Consider the following 18,621-nt stretch of genomic DNA (forward strand, 5'->3'; position numbering starts at 1 on the left):
ACCAGAATCAATGGTTTTCTTCGCGGTTATCGAACGGAGCGTCCGCCGCATTCGGACCAATAACACGTGCTTTCGAGTACATCTGCTCTCCAGTCTCCGCTCGATGGCGGAGCTTTTCGGTCCAGCTGTCGCCGAGGGCGTCAAGCGACGCCAATTCGCCAGCGAGTTCTCGATCGTCGGGCATCCGGTATCGGACCTTCGTCGCGCGGGCAACTGACCACTCCGGGTGCGGACGGTCAACGAGATGTATCTTTTGTCCAGACGAGACGGTTCCGGTGTCAAGAACACGCAGGAACCACCCTGTGTATCCCGTCTCCTCAAATTGCATCGCTAACTCGAGAACGCGCCATCGACGAGCCAGCTTCCAACACGGGGATCGTGGGAGCGTGATCTGGACGGTCGCATCACCGACGCCGAAGACATCTCCGATACACGCCTCCTGTTCGGTGAGCCCCTCGATAGTAAAGTTTTCACCGAACGCAGCGGTACCGAGATCCAGATCGAGCCGGTCGGCCCAGTACTCGTAGTGTTCGATGGGGTAGACACAAACGGCTTTGTCGGGCCCACCGTGGTGTTCGAGATCTGCCTGTTGATCTCCCTCGAGATTCGTCTCACCGAGGAAGCAGTCACCCTCAATAGGATCTTTGAAGAAGGCTGTTTCCCACGGTCGATCCATTGGATCTGAGGCATCCTCGCTCCCGTAGGTGGCTGGCGTTCCCACCTGAATCGACCGAACGTATGCGTCAGTAACGACTGTCATCGATCTCTCGTTGAGAGAACGTCCTGATAGGCGTCGAGTGTTCGGTCAATGTCGTCCTCAGTATGAGCATAACTCACGAACTGACTCTCGAGTTGGTTCGGCGTGAGTAACACACCTCGATCGGCCATTGCCGGCCAGAACGTTCGCTTCCAGCGATCGGTCTCGCCGGCTTCGACGTCCGCACCAGTTTTTGGACACAGGTCGAATCTTGGACAGTCCGGATCCTGTACACATCCGGCCTGACAGTGGCCATCGAACGTCTCGGGCGCCTCGCGGGTAAACAGCAGTTTGAACATCGAATCCGTGCCCGCAACGGTGTACTCGGGCGCGTGCTCCTCGACGATATCTACTAATCCGGACCGGAGTTGTTTGCCGAGGTCATTGACGTGCGAATAGACGTCGTGATCCTTCGCGAATCGAAGCGTCTCGAGCCCGGCGGCCATCGTCACCGGATGCCCGTTGAAGGTGCCGGACTCGAAGACGTCACCCATCGGCGTGAATTCTTGCATGAGTTCCGCTCGGCCACCGATCGCTCCCACCGGGAACCCGCCACCGATGATTTTCGCGAACGTCGTGAGATCCGGTTCGATGCCGTACTTACCCTGCGCACACTGCAAACCGCCGACGCGGAAGCCGGTGATCACTTCGTCCAAGATGAACAGCGAGCCGTATTCGTCACAGAGCTCTCGGATCGTTTCGTGGTAGCCTTCGACCGGGAGGACGATCCCGCAGTTACCCAACAGCGGTTCGGTCACGACTGCCGCAATATCTGGGCCGTGCCGATCGAAGACCTCCTGAAGTGCTTCGTCGTCGTTGAACGGGACTGGAATCGTTTCCTCGGCAAACGTCTCCGGGATACCTGCACTGCTTGGCCCCCGATCGCCGAGATTCCCCTCAACGAGGACCGACTCGTGGCCGCCGTGGTAGCCGCCCTGCATCACGACGATTTTGTCGCGACCGGTATAGCCTCGAGCGAGTCGGATGGCCGCAGCAGTCGCTTCCGTTCCGGAGTTAACGAATCGGAGTCGCTCGACGCTCTCGACGTGCTCGATGACGAACTCCGCGAGTTCGACTTCGATCTCGGTCGGGATCCCATACATCGGTCCGTCGGCGACCGTCTCCGAAATCGCCTCTCGGACGGGGTCGGGGAGGTCGTGACCGAGGAGCAGCGGTCCGTATCCCATGATGTAGTCACGGTACCGATCACCGTCGACGTCGACGATGTCGCTACCGTCACCGTAATCGACGAATGCTGGGGTCGGCTGTGGATCAGCCCGAACGGGTGAGTTGACACCGCCGACTAACGACTCGAGCGCTCGATCGTATAGCTGGTAGGAGGGGCTCTCGTTTCGGTTCTGAGTCATATCTCTTCTTGGCGGTAGCTTCTAAAGGGTCTGTTGAAACTCGTTTACCAATCGTCGTCTTTGACGTACGGGTAGCTCCAGAGCATAACCTGCAGGACAACAGCTTTGAACCAGGCGTGGTACATCGCGTCGACCTCGTCAGCGCTGTGCTCACCGTCGTCGAGGAAGTCCCGGACGGTCGCAGTGATCGGATAAATGAATCCGATCACATATCGAAGATCAATGACTTGAACGGCATCCACGTCGTCAGTCTCGTTTTTCTTTTCGCGGTGGCGGCGGCCGATCTCGAACTGGTAGTTCAACCAGTCCTCGTCGTACGGCGTGTTACAGGTGTCACGGATCCATTGCTCGAATCGCTTCCGAACCCGGTAGAGATAGTCGTCGATCGGTTCCCCGTCGGGCGTGCTATAGTAGTGCAGCAGGAAGTCATGATCGGCGACGAAATCGTACCACACGTCGACGACTTCCTCGACCTGTGGTCCAAGGATTTCGCTTGCCTTCCGGAGCTGTTCCTCGTCTTCCTCCGTGAACATCACCGTTTGCTTCAACCTGTCGAACTCCTCCATGCTGATAGGTGCGGAAGGGAACGACTCATCTCCCAGATTGTAACCAGGAACGGGTTCGTTGCTCATGTGGAATCTCCTCGTGGGATCACCACGCGCAAGACCGTAAAGCTGGTAGTAATTTTGAAGGTAGTTGCTACAGTAGACTGAACGAGGTAGTCTCATGGGAACAGAGTCAGACCTTCCAGCACCTACCGAGTGGAGCGGTATCTGGGAAGTTCTCGGGTGCAAGTGGACGTTCTACATTCTACGGCTGCTGGCCCGAGGGGACGCCCAGTTCAACCAGATCAAACAGAAAATCGAGGGCCTGCCTGCAAGCACCCTCTCGACGCGGCTGAAAAGCCTTCAAGAGGAGACGGTCGTCGTCCGAACGGTCGATGAGTCGGCAACGCCGCCGACCGTCTCCTATTCGCTGACTGAGAAAGGCGACGAACTCGCTGAGATTATCATGCAGATTGAGAAGTTGGAACAACGCTATTCATAGGGAAATACCGATTCAGGAATCTTGAGAAGCAGATTTCCAAGGCCAAGGAGAACCGTAAGTCACTGATATAGACTCTGATGAGCCGTAGTCGTCCGCCTAGAACTCCTATAGCGCTATCTCGAGCGGTCTGCTCTGATGAGCGATTCCCATCACCTCTAGAAATGGCCTAGTTGGTCGGGCTGAACCTTGGCTAGGCTGGGACTCTGCGGTGTATCGGATACACGACACGAACTCACAAGTAATAAAATTCTAAATTTGGGAATATATTTTCTCAATATGGAAAATATATCCGTCTGATTGGAAAGTACTAATACGTGGCAGTGACAACTATTCAATGATGACTGGATCCACTCGAGATTGGTGGCCGAACCAACTGGACCTGAAAATCCTCGATCAAAACGCCCGCCAGGACGACCCATGGGCGAGGAGTTCGACTACGCCAAAGAGTTTGAAGACCTCGACTATGCTGCCGTAAAGGCGGACCTCAAGGAGTTGATGACGACCTCGCAGGACTGGTGGCCGGCCGACTACGGCCACTACGGACCGCTGTTTATCCGGATGGCGTGGCACAGCGCCGGCACATACCGCACTACAGACGGTCGTGGCGGTGCATCTGGCGGCCGACAACGTCTCCCCCCTCTCAGCAGTTGGCCCGACAACGTAAACCTCGACAAGGCGCGTCGATTGCTCTGGCCGATCAAGCAAGAGTATGGCCGCAAACTCTCGTGGGGCGACCTAATCGTCCTGGCCGGGAACTGTGCCTTAGAGTCGATGGGCTTCGAGACATTCGGCTTCGCTGGCGGACGCGAGGACGACTTCGCGCCCGACGAGGCCGTCGATTGGGGTCCCGAGGACGAGTGGGAGGCGTCTGAGCGCTTCGACGAGGATGGAAAACTCCAAGGCCCGCTTGGCGCTACCGTGATGGGGCTGATCTACGTGAATCCGGAGGGGGCAGACGGAGAGCCGGAGCCGGAGAAGTCGGCGGAGCGGATTCGGGAGTCGTTTGGTCTCATGGCGATGAACGATGAAGAGACGGCTGCGCTCATCGCCGGCGGACATACGTTTGGGAAAGTCCACGGCGTCGACGACCCCGACGAGTATGTCGGCCCCGAACCCGAAGCGGCCCCCATCGAGGAGCAGGGTCTTGGCTGGAAGAACGAATACGGTTCCGGTAGCGGTATCGACACGATCGGTAGCGGTATCGAGGGCGCTTGGAACGCTTGGCCGACTATGTGGGACACTTCGTACCTCGACAACCTGCTTGACTACGAGTGGGAACTGGTGGAAGGTCCTGGCGGTGCATGGCAGTGGGAGCCGACAGACGAGACGCTTCACGACACCGTTCCGGACGCGCACGATCTGTCCAAGAAGCACGCACCCATGATGCTGACGACGGACATCGCCCTCAAGAAGGATCCGGACTATCGGGAGATCCTCGAGCGATTCCAGGAGGATCCGGAGGAGTTCCAGGAAACCTTCGCAAAGGCATGGTACAAGCTGATCCACCGCGATATGGGCCCACCGTCTCGATTCCTTGGGCCCGAGGTGCCGGACGAGGAGTTGCTGTGGCAGGATCCTCTCCCCGACGTCGACCACGATCTGATCGGTGATACGGAGGTCGACGGACTTAAAGAGATTATCCTTGCGTCCGACCTCTCGGTCTCTCAGCTTGTCAAGACTGCCTGGGCGGCGGCGTCGACCTACCGCGACAGCGACAAGCGCGGCGGTGCAAACGGTGCCCGCATCCGACTCGAACCCCAGCGGAGCTAGGAGATCAACGAGCCCGACGAGCTCAAGACGGTGCTATCGGCCTACGAAGAGATTCAGGAAGAATTCAACGGTGCGCGATCTGACGACATTCGCGTCTCACTCGCGGACCTGATCGTGCTAGGCGGATACGCAGCGGTGGAGCAAGCAGCGCGGAACGCCGGCTACAATGTCGAGAGTTCGTTCGAACCCGGCCGTACTGACGCTACGCAGGCCCAGACCGACGTCGAGTCCTTCGAGGCGTTGAAGCCGGCGGCGGACGGCTTCCGAAACTACCTCGGTCCCGACACCACTCTTTCGACGGAGGAACTATTGGTGGACAAAGCCGACCTGCTGGACTTGACGCCCGCGGAGATGACGGTCCTGCTCGGCGGCATGCGCACACTGGGTGCGACCTACCAAGATTCGGATCTCGGCGTCTTCACCGACGAGCCGGGGACGCTGACCAATGACTTCTTCGAGACCGTCCTCTCGATGGACTACGAGTGGGAACCAATCTCGGACTCGGAAGACATCTTCGAACTGCACGACTGCGAAACGGGTGAACTCGCGTGGGAAGCCTCCCGCGTGGACCTGATCTTCGGGTCGAACTCCCGACTTCGCGCCATCGCGGAAGTGTACGGGGCCACAGACGGTGAGGAGCAGTTCGTACGTGACTTCGTCGATGCGTGGAGCAAAGTAATGACGCTCGATCGCTTCGAACTTAAGTAAGGCATAGGACTCGAGTCGCTTTCGTTCGAGTTCTGCGCCACGATGTTCGAGGTTTGAGCCTTACGAGTTGATCATGGGCTGCAGATTGTGGCCCGCGGTTCGAGTTCGCTCGAATTCCGAGTGGTCACTTTGAACGCGACAGAAACGCAGACATCACTCACTCCGGACGACAGTCTTTCGCTCGATAACCTGCATGTCGACGATTTCGGGCGTCAACGTATCACTATGGCAAGGCTGGTCCTTGAGTCCGACTGAGGTAGCCCGATCGAAAGCTTCGTCACGCTTAAGCAGGTCGAAGGTGCCGAGTCCAGTCTCCGTGTTGATGCGTCATCTTCGTAGACGAAGACCAGTTCGTAGTTCATGATTGTCTCCACGGACCCATCTCTGAGACTTTCTTCACACTCAGTGCCACTATCATCGCGGTAAACGAACGTGTGTCCTGACCTCTCGCCGCTATGGATCAGGATGTGGACAGTGTCGCGTTCGTTGGACTCCCCTTGAATCTGGATCGGATCCATCGTCATCCACCGAGACGACCTATCAGGTTCGTCTATAGCGTTGGTATCCTGTCTGCCATCAGTGGTACTGCAGCGGGTCCATACATCAGGAGACGGTGGTTACTTCGCATTGCGAAGGTATAGGACAGTGAAACCGCGCTATGAAAGCCGAAAACTCCTTCATTGGTTTCGCGAGGCGACCAGACAAATCGCCCACCAGCTGTGCTTCTTCGACAATAAACGGTGATGAATGCGCTCTCGCATTGGATCCACACTCATTTTATCCTCGGCAAACTTCTCTCGATCATGAAAGAGAACGACCGGACCATTACGCTCTTCACGATGGTCGGTCACGCGACGTTTCACTTATATGAGATGGTGATTCCGCTCTTCGTTGTAATCTGGCTCAACGAATTCGACATCTCCGCAGCTGTGCTAGGGGCTGTTGTCGCCGTCGGATACGGGATGATCGGTGTAGGTGCCCTTCCGAGTGGCTCACTGGCTGACCGATACGGGTCGAAACGACTTGTTGTCCTCTCGATGGGCGGGATGGCTGGTGGCTTCGCTCTCATCAGTGTAGCGCCCACAATCTGGGTCCTCAGCGTGGCTCTCGTTCTCTGGGGCGCTGCCGCTAGTCTATATCATCCAGCAGGTCTCTCCTTGATCACTCGAGGGACGAATCAACAAGGGACGGCATTGGCATACCACGGCGTGGCTGGGAATGTCGGCACTGCAATCGGCCCACTTGCGGCCGTGCTCTTGTTCACCGTTCTCGACTGGCGATTCGTCGCAGGTCTACTTATCGTCCCAGCACTCATCGGTGTACTTATCGCCTCTCGATTGACGTTCGATGAGCGAAGGGAAATTTCGTCTAAGAAAGACAACGCAGTCGCAAATCAACCTTCGGGACTGAGGAAATTTCTCGAACGGTCAAAGATGTTGCTCGTCGGTGGGTTCATCGTTGCATTCGCGATTGCAATGCTCGCAGGCACGTATTATCGAGGGGTATTCACGTTTCTCCCGGAGATTCTCGCAGATTTGCCCGTGTTCGGATCCGTCGAGATTGCAGGTGAGCCTATCGAATCGAGCCAGTACGTCTATGCTGGATTGCTCTTGATCGGCGGACTCGGACAGTACGTAGGCGGGAAGTTGAGCGATTATCGATCCCCCGAATGGGCGATATCCGGCGTGTTCACGACGCTGATACTCATCTCGTTACTGTTTCCGTTCTTCGCCGACGCTGGTCTCGTCGCGACGTTGGTGATCTGCGCCGCGCTCGGCTTTTTCGTATTCATGGAAGCGCCGATCCATCAGGCACTGATTGGCAAGTACACAGCAGCAGATATCCATGGTCTCTCGTTCGGATATACGTATCTCGGTGTCTTTGGGCTCGGTGCTGCCGGTGCCTCAATTGCGGGCATTGTGCTCACGTATGGTGGAACGAGTTTGCTATTCACGACTCTCGCTATATTTCCGGTAATTGGGCTTATTCTAGCAGGGCATTTAATCATCAGAAACCAAGAACGGGGTGAGAAAGTTGTCCCATGAGTTCTATATTTTTCTGGAACGAAGATGATATACTGCGAACAGCCGCCTACGAGTTCAGCAATCGTTCTTCCCCCTTCGAGTCAGACTTGATCGCAGTAACGGGCAGTGTACGGGGCCCTATTGTGAAGAGATGAACTGAACGAATGGAATGGAAACAGACACTCCGGGACTCGCCGGCAGCAGCGGTAATCTTCGCAAGTACTCTTGTCGCTGTCATGGGGGTTTCACTCATCAGTCCTGCACTCCCAGCGGTGCAGGAGGCGTGGGATATTTCGGAGTCAGAGGCCAGTCTCTTGCTGTCCGCATTCACGCTTCCTGGGATATTTCTCACACTCCCCATCGGACTGCTGGCTGACCGAATCGGTCGGAAACCTATTCTGATCCCAGCGCTCATTATATTCGGGATCAGTGGGGGCAGTATTATCATCATCTCCGATTTCACCCTAATTCTCGTACTGCGAGCAATCCAAGGTGCGGCAAGTAGTGCGATCGTAATGCTCACGGTCACACTCCTTGGCGACCTCTTCACTGGTGAACAGCGACGAGTGTTGATTGGTACCAACGCGGCGATTCTTGCGGCCGGTGCCGCCGGCTATCCGCTGCTCGGAGGGGCGCTTGCAACGCTTGCATGGTCGGCTCCATTCGCATGTTTCCTTCTCGCCGTACTCGTCGCCGTCCCCGGGATAACTCTGCTGGAAGAGCCCAATCGGGCCGGAACCAATTCGAATTCAAGTATTCGCGAATTCCTTACTGGACCGACTGCGATGACTCCCTTCGCTATTCTTTACCTCGCGATCTTCGGGATATTCGTCATCCTCTACGGCGCGCAGCTCACTGCTGTTCCGTTCCTGCTCGCCAACGAATATCAGCTCTCGTCGGCAGGGATCGGCCTTCTCTTGGGGTTACCTGCGGTCACGATGGGAATGACCGCAATGCAAGGAGATCGCGTGCTCCACGTTTTCACGAGTTTCCAATCGATCGCACTCGGGTTTGTGAGTTACGGGATCGGACTCGCCGTCGTAGCTATTGCGGACTCCATCTACGTGGTCACTGGCGCACTCTTACTGTTCGGCCTCGGCCAAGGTCTCGCAGAACCGATTACGGATACTGCTCTCAACGAACGAGCACCAGACGAATTTCGTGGGAGCATCATGAGTATTCGGACGAGCGTCCTCAGACTCGGGACGACCATTGGCCCGCCGCTCAGCGTCGGGGCTGCAGCGGTATTCGGCTACCGACGAACGCTGTTGATTTCGGGGTCCGGCGCATTCATTATCGGCGCAACTTGGTTCATAATTAGACGCTCGTAATACCTTTCGTGACGGCCTGATTGATTGGAAATGGAGCGAATTCACCGTTGAATCCTCTGAATTTGGTTTACGGTGACCTCAGCAAGCCGGGTGAAGTCTACTGTATCAGGCATGACATCGACAGCGGCACCGTTATTGTGGACAGCACGCTCTGTCGGTGCCCCAATCGCACTGACAACTGTCTCCTTTAGCCCGCGTTGTAGTGTAGCGACAGCGTCGCGTTCAATCGCGATCCCGAAGAAGTGCTCGACGGTCTTCGGCGATGTGAACAGTATCCCGTCCAGTTCACCGTCTACGGCAAGTGAAACTGACTGTCCAGCAGTCCCTGGTCGTTGCAAGCGATACAGGTGCGTATCGTGGACGGTTGCACCCGCTGCTTTTAGCCCCTCAACCAGTACGTCGCTGCCGTGTGCACTCCGAGCAAGTTCAACCGTTTGTCCGTCAACACCGGCGGATAACTCGTTGACAAGACCTGCGGACGTGAACGTCGACGGAACAACGTCGACCGAGTATTCGTGGTTACGTAACGCGGTCGCAGTCTGATCCCCAACGGCACAAACGGTGGTGTCCCGTTGTTCCCACCCCGCTGTGGCAGTCAGGTCGACGCCAGTCTCGCTCGTAAAGACACAGTAGTCCGCGTGCTGTGGGCTCTGACCGGTCGGATCGACTGTCAGCATCGGGTCTGAGATCGGAGATACACCGAGTGACTGGAGATACTCGACCGCCTCGACGATCCGGTTGTCGTCGGGTCGGAGCACAGCCACCGTTGGCCGGGACATGCCAGACAGTTAGTCGATGCTGGACTTGTGTGTGTCGAGACTCGCCGACCGATCTCGAACGTTTCAAACTAACATCTTTCTAATTGGTGGTATGGACGACAACTCTCACAAATACATTGTCAGGAAGTGATGAAGGCCTGTCCACATCAGATGTACAAGGCTACGACTTCCGCGGAGAACTCGATTTTCAGGAACTGCTGGATGCCTATGCAACGACGGGCTTTCAGGCGATGCAACTTGCAGAGGCCATCGACATCACAGAAGATGCGAGACGCTGATGCAACGATCTATCTCACGTGTACGTCGAATATGATCTCGTTGGGCCTGCGTGAAGTCGTCGCCTACCTCGTTTGCGAAGGGTACGTTGACGTACTGATCACGACCGCTGGATCGCTGGCAGAGGACGTCATTAAGACGGCGAAGCCGTTCAAAATGGAGGAACGGGAAGCGGACGAAGCCGATCTCCGAGAACAAGAAATCAACCGCCTGGGGAACCTCTTCGTCCCCTCTGACCGGTACATTTGGCTAGAGGAGGCTCTGGTGAATCGCTAGATGGCGGCGACCTTCGGTGAAAACGCACGACGCTTGAGGCGTCACACTGGGACGGATGTGACTGTGACGTCGAGGGTTCCGGGAGTGATGAAGCGGGTAGATGCTCTCACAACGCCATCGGAACACAAGAAACCGACGCTGTATGGCGATTCATCAGAACCTATAGTATTACTTCTGGAGTTTAATTCGACAGACTGATTGACACTACTTCTGTGATTTGATCGGTGATAATACGGTGAGTTTACGGTAATCCGTCACCTCAAACGGTTATGACACCTCTCATTCTTTCTGCCGATGTTTTTTGACAGATCACCAACTGATATTCATTCTGAATCAAGCCAAGGTATTTACTCACACAAAAGGTACCATCAGCTATTGAAGGTACTGAGAGTAGGAACGAAGATCAAAATAATGAAAAGACCAACACAGATATATGCGGCGTTTATCGATAATCCTATAACGGCGTTAGGAACTACGACCGTGGCGGTTTACCTATTGGTCGTGATCGGGGCAACAGCCTCGCTTGGGGACGCAGCAGCAGCCTGTACGACCTGGCCGATCTGTTCCGGCGCAACGAACGATCTCACGATGGCAGTCGCAACCGGACACCGCTTGCTTGCGTTCCTGACAGGGGTTCTCTTACTCGCCACGACCTATGCCATCGTATACGGTGACACCTCCGGCCGCGTGACTGCACCAATCGCTGTAGCACTTGTGCTCTATCCACTACAGATGGCTCATGGCGCATTGCTGTCAATAACTGCTGGTTCACCCCCTATTCCTTGGCTCCATTTAGGCTTTGGACTCACTATCTTCGGAACATTGGTGCTTGCCCTTGCGTGGCAACTGGAATACGAGACCGGCAGTGCGGACGAACCACTTCACTCGGAGGATATGGAATGTGCCAACTCTGAATTATCTTCCGTAGCAACCATCCTTTCAGAACAGCCACTCGGGACTCGGCTGAAGGGTCGTATGTTCGCATACTTCCAGTTGATGAAGCCTCGGCTGATGTGGCTGCTTTGTCTCGTCGCCGTTGCTGCGATGGCGCTTGCTGCTGGTTCTGCCCTAGAAACCCGTGAGATTCTGCTCACGATCGGCGGTGGCGTACTTGCTATCGGTGCAAGTGGCACGTTCAATCACGTCTTTGAACGCGATGTAGACCGGAAGATGTCACGAACAAACGACCGACCGTTGGTCACTCACCAGCTACCCAAACGGAATGCCATCCTCTTTGGAATCGCACTTACCGTACTTTCAACGATCATCTTCCTACAGTTGAACTCACTCACAGCTGCACTTGGGTTGATCGCAATCCTGTTCTACAGCGTCATCTACACACTTGTTCTCAAGCCCAACACAGTCCAGAATACTGTCATTGGTGGTGCCGCGGGGGCACTCCCGGCGTTGATCGGCTGGGCCGCCGTCACCGGCCGAATTGGCATCACTGGTATTGCTCTCGCCGCAGTGATCTTCGTCTGGACACCTGCTCATTTCTATAATCTTGCATTAGCATACAAGGAAGACTATGCCCGAGGTGGCTTCCCGATGATGTCGGTGGTTCGTGGCGAAACAACGACACGCAAACACATCGTACTTTGGCTCGGAACGACGCTCGCCGCTACAACGGTGCTGATCTGGTTCACGCAACTAAGCTGGCTTGTCGCTGTCACGACTGCCTTTGTCGGGATCATCTTTCTGTGGGCGACGATCCGTCTTCACCACGAGCAGACCAAACAAGCCGCATTCCGTGCCTTCCACGCCTCCAATGCCTACCTCGGGGCTATCCTGCTTGCAATTGTGGTTGACGCAATAGTGATTTAGGCGATGAAAAGCGGAGTCCCAGCTCAAGATTCTTCTAACTCCGTCTCATAGCTCTCGCTGAGCAGGTCTGTGGGCATCAATTCAATTCAACATCACGACCTGCTCAGTTCTCAAACTGACTCAACCAGACAGTATCAGGAGAGAATTCATCCGGTCGAAGTCACAAACTATGCGGAATGACAGAGGTACTGTACAACTGACTCGGTGGTCAGGACGCGATCGGTGCTATCGTCGACGAGTTCTATATCCGAGTGCTCGAAGACGAGCGAGTCGCGTACTACTTCGAGGACATCGACATGCAGAGAGTGCGGATCCACCAGGCGCAGTTCATCAGCTCCGTAACAGGAGGACCAGTCGGGTACTCAGGTGGGGAGATGGAGACGGCCCACGAGGGGATGGGTATCACGTCGACTGAGTTTGATGCGATTGCGGCCCACCTCAACGACGCGCTGGTGTTGTTCGACGTCGACGACGAGGGCCGACAGGCCGTTCTCGAGGAAATCGAGAGCTACCGCCCGAATATCGTCACCGCGTCGGAGCTTTCCGAGCGCTGCGACAGTCCTCTCTCGACGATGTACCGAAAGCACGAGCTGCTCAAGGATGCGGCTTGCCCGAAGAGCGGCTCGGATCCGCTAGTCGGGTAGACACTCCAGCGAGTACGCCCAGTGCGTCAACGGCGTCTGCGTCGCGGTCGACGGCGACAACGGGATCACGCTAGAGCTCTCCTAACGGATCAAGGTTCGAAACGGCAAGACAGATACGGGGCCTGTCCTAACGTCGACCGATGGCAACTGCCGACGCGAAAGAGCGACTCCGAGAGCGGCCGGTAGGCGTAACGATCCTGTTGACGATCGTCGGCTACGGACTCGTCATCGGAACTTTCGTCGCGGACGTTCCGATCTATCCCGATCTGACGAACGCGCAGGTCAACCTGTTCACCCACGCGATCGCGGTAATCAACTCCGTGACGACCGCACTGCTCGTCGCCGGCTGGTACTGGATCCGAGCGGATGAGGTCGACAAACACCGCGCGGCGATGACGGGCGCATTCATCACGATCATCCTGTTTCTGGTTGTCTACCTGATCCGGGTCGGCGGCGGCGGGACGAAGGAGTTTGTCGCCGTCTCCCCGGTATACGAGCTCTACCTCGCGATGCTCGCGATCCACATCGTGCTCTCGATCGTTGCTGTCCCGGTCGTGTTGTACGCGCTGATCCTCGGGCTCACCCATACGCCCGCCGAGCTACGAGAGACTGCCCACGCACGCGTCGGCCGCATCGCCGCGGGGAGCTGGATCCTGAGCCTCGTGCTGGGTGTGGTCACCTACTTCATGCTCAACCACATCTACGACTACGAGTTCGCGATGCTCGTTCCCCCGCTCTGAGCAGCTCCGCGGCAGGTTCGGGCGTAGTTACTCACGGGACCGACCGCAGACGGCCCAATTGAGGCTCATGTGACCGCCCGAGGACCATCACGGGCTGTTCTACGTAGGCGTCGGCTTCCTGTTAGAGCAGTTGTGGATCGTGATCCAGTGGCCGGTGCTCGCCGTGCCACGAGCCGTGCGAGCGCAAACCTGGTATCGAGAGTTCCGTGAAATCGCCCTGATGTGTGTCGTCTACAACATCAAGCGTGCCATCAAACAGTGAAATCCACCGCCTTACAGCGATTCAACACCTATGAGAATCCTGCGACTGACCAAACCACGGATCGTCTAATAGCTGTTTCGTCGTCGATGGTGTCCGGCACGTGTTGGTGACGTAGAACCGCACGACTTCGCTACAATTGAGTGGAAACAGCCCTCAGGCGGAGGCTATCTTGAAAGCGGTAGCAGTTGCTAACAATGGGCGAATGCCCTGCTGAGTGGCACCGCGATGGTGCCACTCAGCGACTATGCTGTTGGCGGATCGTAGACTTCCTCACGGCTGAGCATGTGAAACATTGCAACGAGCATTTTCCGAGCCGTTGCAACGATTGCGATATTGTGATTCTTCCGCTGTTTCAGGCGGTTGTAGAACTGTCCTAGGTAGTCGTCGAACCGTACAGCCACGTTGGCACACTGAACGAGGGCCCAGCGCAACGGCGCTGAGCCCTCTTTCGAGATTCCACCACGCACCTCTTTGTCGCCAGATTGCCGAATGGATGGATCAAGCCCGGCGTAGCTAATAACCTTCTTTGCACTGCTAAACCGGTCGATCTCGCCAAGTTCAGATGTGATCAGCAGTGACGTGAAATAACTCACGCCAGGGATAGTCATGAGCAGCTGCGCGTCGTGACGCGCAGCGGCGGTGTCTTCGATACGCTTGTCGAGCTTCGTGATCTGTTCGTTTAGCGTATCAATCACCGCAAGATGTGCCTCAAGAACTGCTCGATCGACCTCAGAGAGCGTGAGTTCCTCTCGGAACTCACGCCCGGTCGGGCCGAAGAGTTCGCGGCTGTATTGGTTACCAGTTCGCTTGAGAACTGCTTGGACACGGTTTTTCTCCCGAGTTCGGTCTTCGACGAGTGCCTTGCGTGCGCGAACGAGGTCACGTCGTTCGCGCACGTCCTTGGGTGGAACGTAGCTTTCAGCGATGAGGTTTGCACGCAGAAGATGCGCAAGCATCTTCGCGTCAACGCGATCGGTTTTGACCTTCGCATCGGCGATCACACGTGTTTTACTCGGGTTGACGAGCGTAACGTCCATGTGCTCGTCAAGCGTTTCGTAGATTGGGCGGTAGTGCCCGGTTGCTTCGATGGTAACCGCCGACCCGGCATACTCGCACGCGAACTCTTCGAGTTCGGCGCGTTCGGTGCCATGGGAAAGGCGAAATTCATCGACAAGACTGCCGTCCTAACGCATGACCGCTACCTGTGAGTAGCGGTCATGCGTATCCATTCCAATGTACATGGTTTGATGTCTCCGGGGTCGGGTGAACGATCTGAATAGACACCTATACGGGCTGTTTGCCCAATCCTTCGGATTCTTGCAAGGGACCAGTCAGAGCCTCGTGTTCTCGGACACATGTTGAAAGACGGTCTCCTTCAACCCCAGCGCATTCGTTCACCGACTTGGGGCTTAAACAGGATTCTCATAAAGTCAGAGCCGCGTATCCATAAGTACCATTCGGATACCCCCGTTGTTGGAGTATCGATGAAGCGTATCTCGTTCCTGTTGATCAGGAATTGACGGTCGTTTGAAAACCGATGCCGTGTTATCTTGATCTGAGGATTCAACACGACACCAATGAATTCGAGCACTATTGTCATTATTGCTGCGAACGTCGTAACGCTCCTTTTCGGAGGCGCTATCGTCTACCTTGCCCACCGAGCGTACGCCCGAACGGGCTCGACTGCACTCCGAGCACTCGCTGCCGGACTGGGGCTTGTGACACTGGGAACGTTTGCTGGTGGGATCGCTCACCAACTGCTCGACGTATCTTTGTTAAATGGTATCGCGGTACAGAGCGCTTTCACGGCGCTCGGTTTTGTTATCCTGGCGTACTCACTGTATGCGGAATGAAGACCCATAGCGCAAACGAACCATGAGTAGTGTACTGGTGTTATTTTGTCAATGTTACTCTAACTTCGGATAGGATACGTCAATCAAGTCAGTGCTAGAACGTCGTCAACACGCATCGAGAGCTATGAACGGTATCCGAGGACGATGGGCGATTGATCGGACTGTGCTAGGCGTCAGAGTCCGTTCGGAACGATATTGCTATGTATCCCGAGTAGTCAATCTATTCTAGAAAGAGTATGTCTCCACCTGATCGAGGCGTGGGTCGCGAGGCCAGATATACGTTGCTTACGGTGTTCCTCGTTGGACTCCGACGTCGGGATCCTGGCGCGGTTGTCAATGCCGTCGTCGCAGCGATCGGCACATACCTTCCCAAGTTCGTCACGCGTGCGTATGGCGTTAGACTCAGACCGTGGCAGCGAGCATATGTGAACTCCGCGATGGTTACCCACGCCGTCGGCATGCTCGGGCCGTACGATGACATCTGGTGGTGGGACCACCTTACACACACGCACTCCTCGTCGATCCTGGCCGGGATCGTCTATGTAGCCAGCCGCCGGAAGGGACGCAATCCTGGCCCACGGGTCGTTGCCACCGTCGTCAGCCTCGGGCTTGCCTGGGAAATCGTCGAGTATGCTATTCACGCAACGGCGAAACGCCTTGAGCTCGAGCCGATACTCGTCACGTACGGCCCGAAGGACACGTTTCTTGACATCGTCTTCGATCTGGTCGGTGCGTTACTCGTGCTCGCATTCGGTGACCGTGTTCTCGGTGAGATCGCCGCCAACGAGTAGCTGGTCTAGTGGCAGGATCGTTCTATAGCAGCGGTGTGTCACTCTCTCAGTGGATGCCCATTACTTCGATCTGCTCTTGATACCGATTCCGGATGGTTACCTCAGTTACCTGCGCAACCTCAGCAACCTCCTGTTGCGTCTTCTTCTCGTTACAGAGGAGTGATGCCGCATAGATGGCTGCTGCCGCAAATCCCGTTGGTGACTTCCCTGAAAGCAGCCCCTGCTTGGCAGTCTCATCGATAATTTCGGTCGCCTTCATCTTCACTTCCTCACTCACCTCGAGGTCAGAACAAAATCGCGGGACGTACTCTTTGGGGTCGGCTGGTTTCATCTCGAGGCTAAGTTCCTTCGCAATATAGCGATATGTGCGTCCAATTTCCATCTTATCAACGCGAGATACCTCAGTAACCTCTTCAAGACTCCGCGGAATTCCCTCTTGACGACAGCTAGCGTAGAGACAGCTCGTGGCGACGCCTTCGATAGATCGTCCACGAATCAAGTCCTCGCTGAGCGCACGTCGGTAGATCACCGACGCGACCTCTCGAACAGAATGGGGGACACCGAGCGCCGACGCCATGCGGTCGGTTTCCGAAAGTGCAAACTGGAGGTTTCGTTCACCCGCATCCTTAGTCCGAATCCGGTTTTGCCACTTGCGTAGTCGATTCACCTGACTACGCTTTTCTGAGGAGAGAGATCTCCCGTATGCGTCCTTGTTCTTCCAGTCTATCTGGGTGGTTAACCCTTTGTCGTGCATTGTCTGGGTCGTGGGAGCACCGACCCGTCTCTTGTTCTGGCGTTCGCTGTGATTAAACGCCCGTCACTCTGGACCACGATCGATATTCTGCTCTTCGATAATGAGACCGCAATCCTCACAAACGATTTCGTTACTATCGGTGCTCGTAACGAGGTCGCCTGAATCGCATTCAGGACACATCTGATCTTCACTCTCGTTTCCGTCGGTTTCCGTTATCGACGTCTGGTCACGTTCGCGCTGCCGTGTTGGCTTCCCCATATAGACAGTCTAACTAATCGTGTGGAACTCCGATAATGATTTTGTCTGTGTTCCGGGTCGTTCAATTCATTAGCCGACGACGCCCTCTAAGCTCTCGACGTAGTTACCTGATTTCGCCTTGAGAAACTCTTCTCTTCGAGGGATTTGCTCGTGATGTCCCAGGCACCGGTCGCGGGCCTGGCTATGATGCGAAGATTACAAGTTGACGACTGCCCAGTGTTCGGCGTGGCCTGAACGCGAGTTAGTCCCCATACCGACATTGGACGTACGCTCTTCTGTAGGAGATTGTTGGTACTGCTCAGCTGTCGCTGTGGAATCGAAGAGAGCAAGGACACCGCGTCAGCGGTGTCCGTTAGGCATGATTCCGCTAGATGTGTTTGGGTCGGAATCGGTCGCAGCGGACCTGTTGGCGCAGGTTCGCTGTCGTAACGGTGTTACTTGCCCTCGCTGCCGTTCTGACCTGACAGTCAAGAACGGCAGCTATGGACACTTTCAGCGCTACCTCTGTGAGAATTGCGACCGCACGTTCAACGACAAGACCGGCACGATCTTTGCCCATTCTTACGCGCCAAGAGCTACTTGGAGTATAGCTCAAGATGGATCCCTTGTTGAATCGCTTCCAGACCGCCCACTAAAGGATACTGAGAGTGACTCATTTGAACGACACGAGAGCATCCAGTCAATAATGCCTCAGACGACGAAATTTGATCCGGAACACGGGATGGTTATGGACACTGTGATGTTCATTGGCTACGACTGGGTGACAGCTGTGACCTACGAAGCAGGTCACGGCTGGAGGGTTGTCTATGAGAGCGGTATGGAAGATAACATCCTCTCAGATGGGTTTCTGCGAAGCGAGGAACTCTACGAAGAGCATCTGATTCAGCAAGGAATGGAAGCTATGAATGCTGTTGCCTCGGAAGACGAAGAATAGTTTCTTTTTAAACAGTTTCTCTGAGAACGATCATAACGGATGTCAGCTGTATGGTGGTTTGTAGAATTTGAGATCCCGAAGTTGTGGCAGCACGCTGCCAAAATTCTATAGAGCCGTGTGAGTTATGGCAATTAAACTTACTTTCTCGCCTACTGGGTGTATTGTGGTTGTCCACTGGCGACAACACAGTGCACGATAAGTTTTAGTTACTGTAGCGGAAATGGTG

The 18,621-nt window shown here is 55.5% G+C and carries 12 protein-coding genes and 8 pseudogenes; 13 read left to right on the forward strand and 7 right to left on the reverse strand.

The window, feature by feature from the left end; all coding sequences use genetic code 11:
* Positions 1 to 7: 7 nt before the first annotated feature.
* Genes HYG81_RS37655 through HYG81_RS37665 form a run of 3 tightly spaced genes read right to left on the reverse strand, consistent with a single transcriptional unit; the run spans position 8 to position 2,756 of the window.
* Positions 8 to 760 carry an MOSC domain-containing protein gene (locus HYG81_RS37655; protein ID WP_006667311.1) on the reverse strand — a complete coding sequence of 251 codons (753 nt, stop codon included), beginning with the start codon at positions 758 to 760 and terminating at the stop codon, positions 8 to 10.
* Positions 757 to 2,124: a glutamate-1-semialdehyde 2,1-aminomutase gene (gene hemL / locus HYG81_RS37660; protein WP_226777757.1), complete on the reverse strand. Its 1,368-nt coding sequence runs from the start codon at positions 2,122 to 2,124 to the stop codon at positions 757 to 759. The genes HYG81_RS37655 and hemL overlap by 4 nt, the downstream gene beginning before the upstream one ends.
* A 44-nt stretch (positions 2,125 to 2,168) precedes the next feature.
* Positions 2,169 to 2,756, reverse strand: coding sequence for a protoglobin domain-containing protein (locus HYG81_RS37665; protein ID WP_226777758.1), 588 nt, complete (start codon positions 2,754 to 2,756; stop codon positions 2,169 to 2,171).
* A gap of 94 nt (positions 2,757 to 2,850) precedes the next feature.
* Here HYG81_RS37665 and HYG81_RS37670 point away from each other — a divergent pair, with 94 nt between their 5' ends.
* Positions 2,851 to 3,171 carry a winged helix-turn-helix transcriptional regulator gene (locus HYG81_RS37670; protein WP_226777759.1) on the forward strand — a complete coding sequence of 107 codons (321 nt, stop codon included), beginning with the start codon at positions 2,851 to 2,853 and terminating at the stop codon, positions 3,169 to 3,171.
* Between the two features lie 337 nt (positions 3,172 to 3,508).
* A pseudogene (gene katG, locus HYG81_RS37675) lies at positions 3,509 to 5,649 on the forward strand (catalase/peroxidase HPI).
* A gap of 212 nt (positions 5,650 to 5,861) precedes the next feature.
* Here the strand turns inward: katG and HYG81_RS37680 are convergent.
* Complete coding sequence (locus tag HYG81_RS37680; protein WP_152424107.1) at positions 5,862 to 6,167, reverse strand: hypothetical protein; 306 nt, start codon at positions 6,165 to 6,167, stop codon at positions 5,862 to 5,864.
* Positions 6,168 to 6,452: 285 nt separating this feature from the next.
* Between HYG81_RS37680 and HYG81_RS37685 the strand changes: the two genes are divergently transcribed.
* Complete coding sequence (locus HYG81_RS37685) at positions 6,453 to 7,694, forward strand: MFS transporter (RefSeq protein WP_049904044.1); 1,242 nt, start codon at positions 6,453 to 6,455, stop codon at positions 7,692 to 7,694.
* 143 nt (positions 7,695 to 7,837) lie between these two features.
* Positions 7,838 to 9,004: an MFS transporter gene (locus tag HYG81_RS37690; RefSeq protein WP_226777760.1), complete on the forward strand. Its 1,167-nt coding sequence runs from the start codon at positions 7,838 to 7,840 to the stop codon at positions 9,002 to 9,004.
* A 41-nt stretch (positions 9,005 to 9,045) separates the two neighbouring features.
* On the opposite strand, the gene HYG81_RS37695 is transcribed toward HYG81_RS37690, so the two are convergent.
* On the reverse strand, positions 9,046 to 9,783 hold the full coding sequence (locus HYG81_RS37695; protein ID WP_006667303.1) for a uroporphyrinogen-III synthase: 738 nt from the start codon (positions 9,781 to 9,783) through the stop codon (positions 9,046 to 9,048).
* Between the two features lie 91 nt (positions 9,784 to 9,874).
* Between HYG81_RS37695 and HYG81_RS37700 the strand changes: the two are divergent.
* From HYG81_RS37700 to HYG81_RS45825, 5 genes and pseudogenes are all read left to right on the forward strand, one after another.
* A pseudogene (locus HYG81_RS37700) lies at positions 9,875 to 10,323 on the forward strand (deoxyhypusine synthase family protein); the annotation flags it as partial.
* Between the two features lie 423 nt (positions 10,324 to 10,746).
* The gene (locus HYG81_RS37705; RefSeq protein ID WP_006825274.1) at positions 10,747 to 12,159 is read left to right on the forward strand and encodes a heme o synthase; all 1,413 of its coding nucleotides are present in this window, start codon (positions 10,747 to 10,749) and stop codon (positions 12,157 to 12,159) included.
* Between the two features lie 218 nt (positions 12,160 to 12,377).
* Positions 12,378 to 12,698 (forward strand): annotated as a pseudogene (locus HYG81_RS37710) (group I truncated hemoglobin); the annotation flags it as partial.
* Positions 12,699 to 12,943: 245 nt separating this feature from the next.
* On the forward strand, positions 12,944 to 13,543 hold the full coding sequence (locus tag HYG81_RS37715) for a DUF420 domain-containing protein (protein WP_006667299.1): 600 nt from the start codon (positions 12,944 to 12,946) through the stop codon (positions 13,541 to 13,543).
* A gap of 172 nt (positions 13,544 to 13,715) precedes the next feature.
* A pseudogene (locus HYG81_RS45825) lies at positions 13,716 to 13,805 on the forward strand (IS5/IS1182 family transposase); the annotation flags it as partial.
* Between the two features lie 242 nt (positions 13,806 to 14,047).
* Here HYG81_RS45825 and HYG81_RS37720 read toward each other — a convergent pair.
* A pseudogene (locus HYG81_RS37720) lies at positions 14,048 to 15,046 on the reverse strand (IS110 family RNA-guided transposase).
* A gap of 336 nt (positions 15,047 to 15,382) precedes the next feature.
* On the opposite strand from HYG81_RS37720, the gene HYG81_RS45830 reads away from it, so the two are divergent.
* Together HYG81_RS45830 and HYG81_RS37725 are read left to right on the forward strand one after the other, a co-directional pair.
* The gene (locus HYG81_RS45830; RefSeq protein ID WP_425607558.1) at positions 15,383 to 15,658 is read left to right on the forward strand and encodes a DUF7521 family protein; all 276 of its coding nucleotides are present in this window, start codon (positions 15,383 to 15,385) and stop codon (positions 15,656 to 15,658) included.
* Between the two features lie 236 nt (positions 15,659 to 15,894).
* A complete protein-coding gene (locus HYG81_RS37725) occupies positions 15,895 to 16,449 on the forward strand; it encodes a DUF2238 domain-containing protein (RefSeq protein WP_226777761.1) in 555 nt (184 codons plus the stop codon).
* 46 nt (positions 16,450 to 16,495) lie between these two features.
* On the opposite strand, the pseudogene HYG81_RS37730 reads toward HYG81_RS37725, so the two are convergent.
* Positions 16,496 to 17,461 (reverse strand): annotated as a pseudogene (locus HYG81_RS37730) (transcription initiation factor IIB).
* A gap of 358 nt (positions 17,462 to 17,819) precedes the next feature.
* Between HYG81_RS37730 and HYG81_RS37735 the strand changes: the two are divergent.
* Together HYG81_RS37735 and HYG81_RS37740 are read left to right on the forward strand one after the other, a co-directional pair.
* Positions 17,820 to 18,044, forward strand: a pseudogene (locus HYG81_RS37735) (transposase); the annotation flags it as partial.
* An 81-nt stretch (positions 18,045 to 18,125) separates the two neighbouring features.
* Positions 18,126 to 18,395 (forward strand): annotated as a pseudogene (locus HYG81_RS37740) (hypothetical protein); the annotation flags it as partial.
* Positions 18,396 to 18,621: the final 226 nt, after the last annotated feature.

The organism is Natrinema zhouii (assembly GCF_013456555.2).
Taxonomy (GTDB): domain Archaea; phylum Halobacteriota; class Halobacteria; order Halobacteriales; family Natrialbaceae; genus Natrinema; species Natrinema zhouii.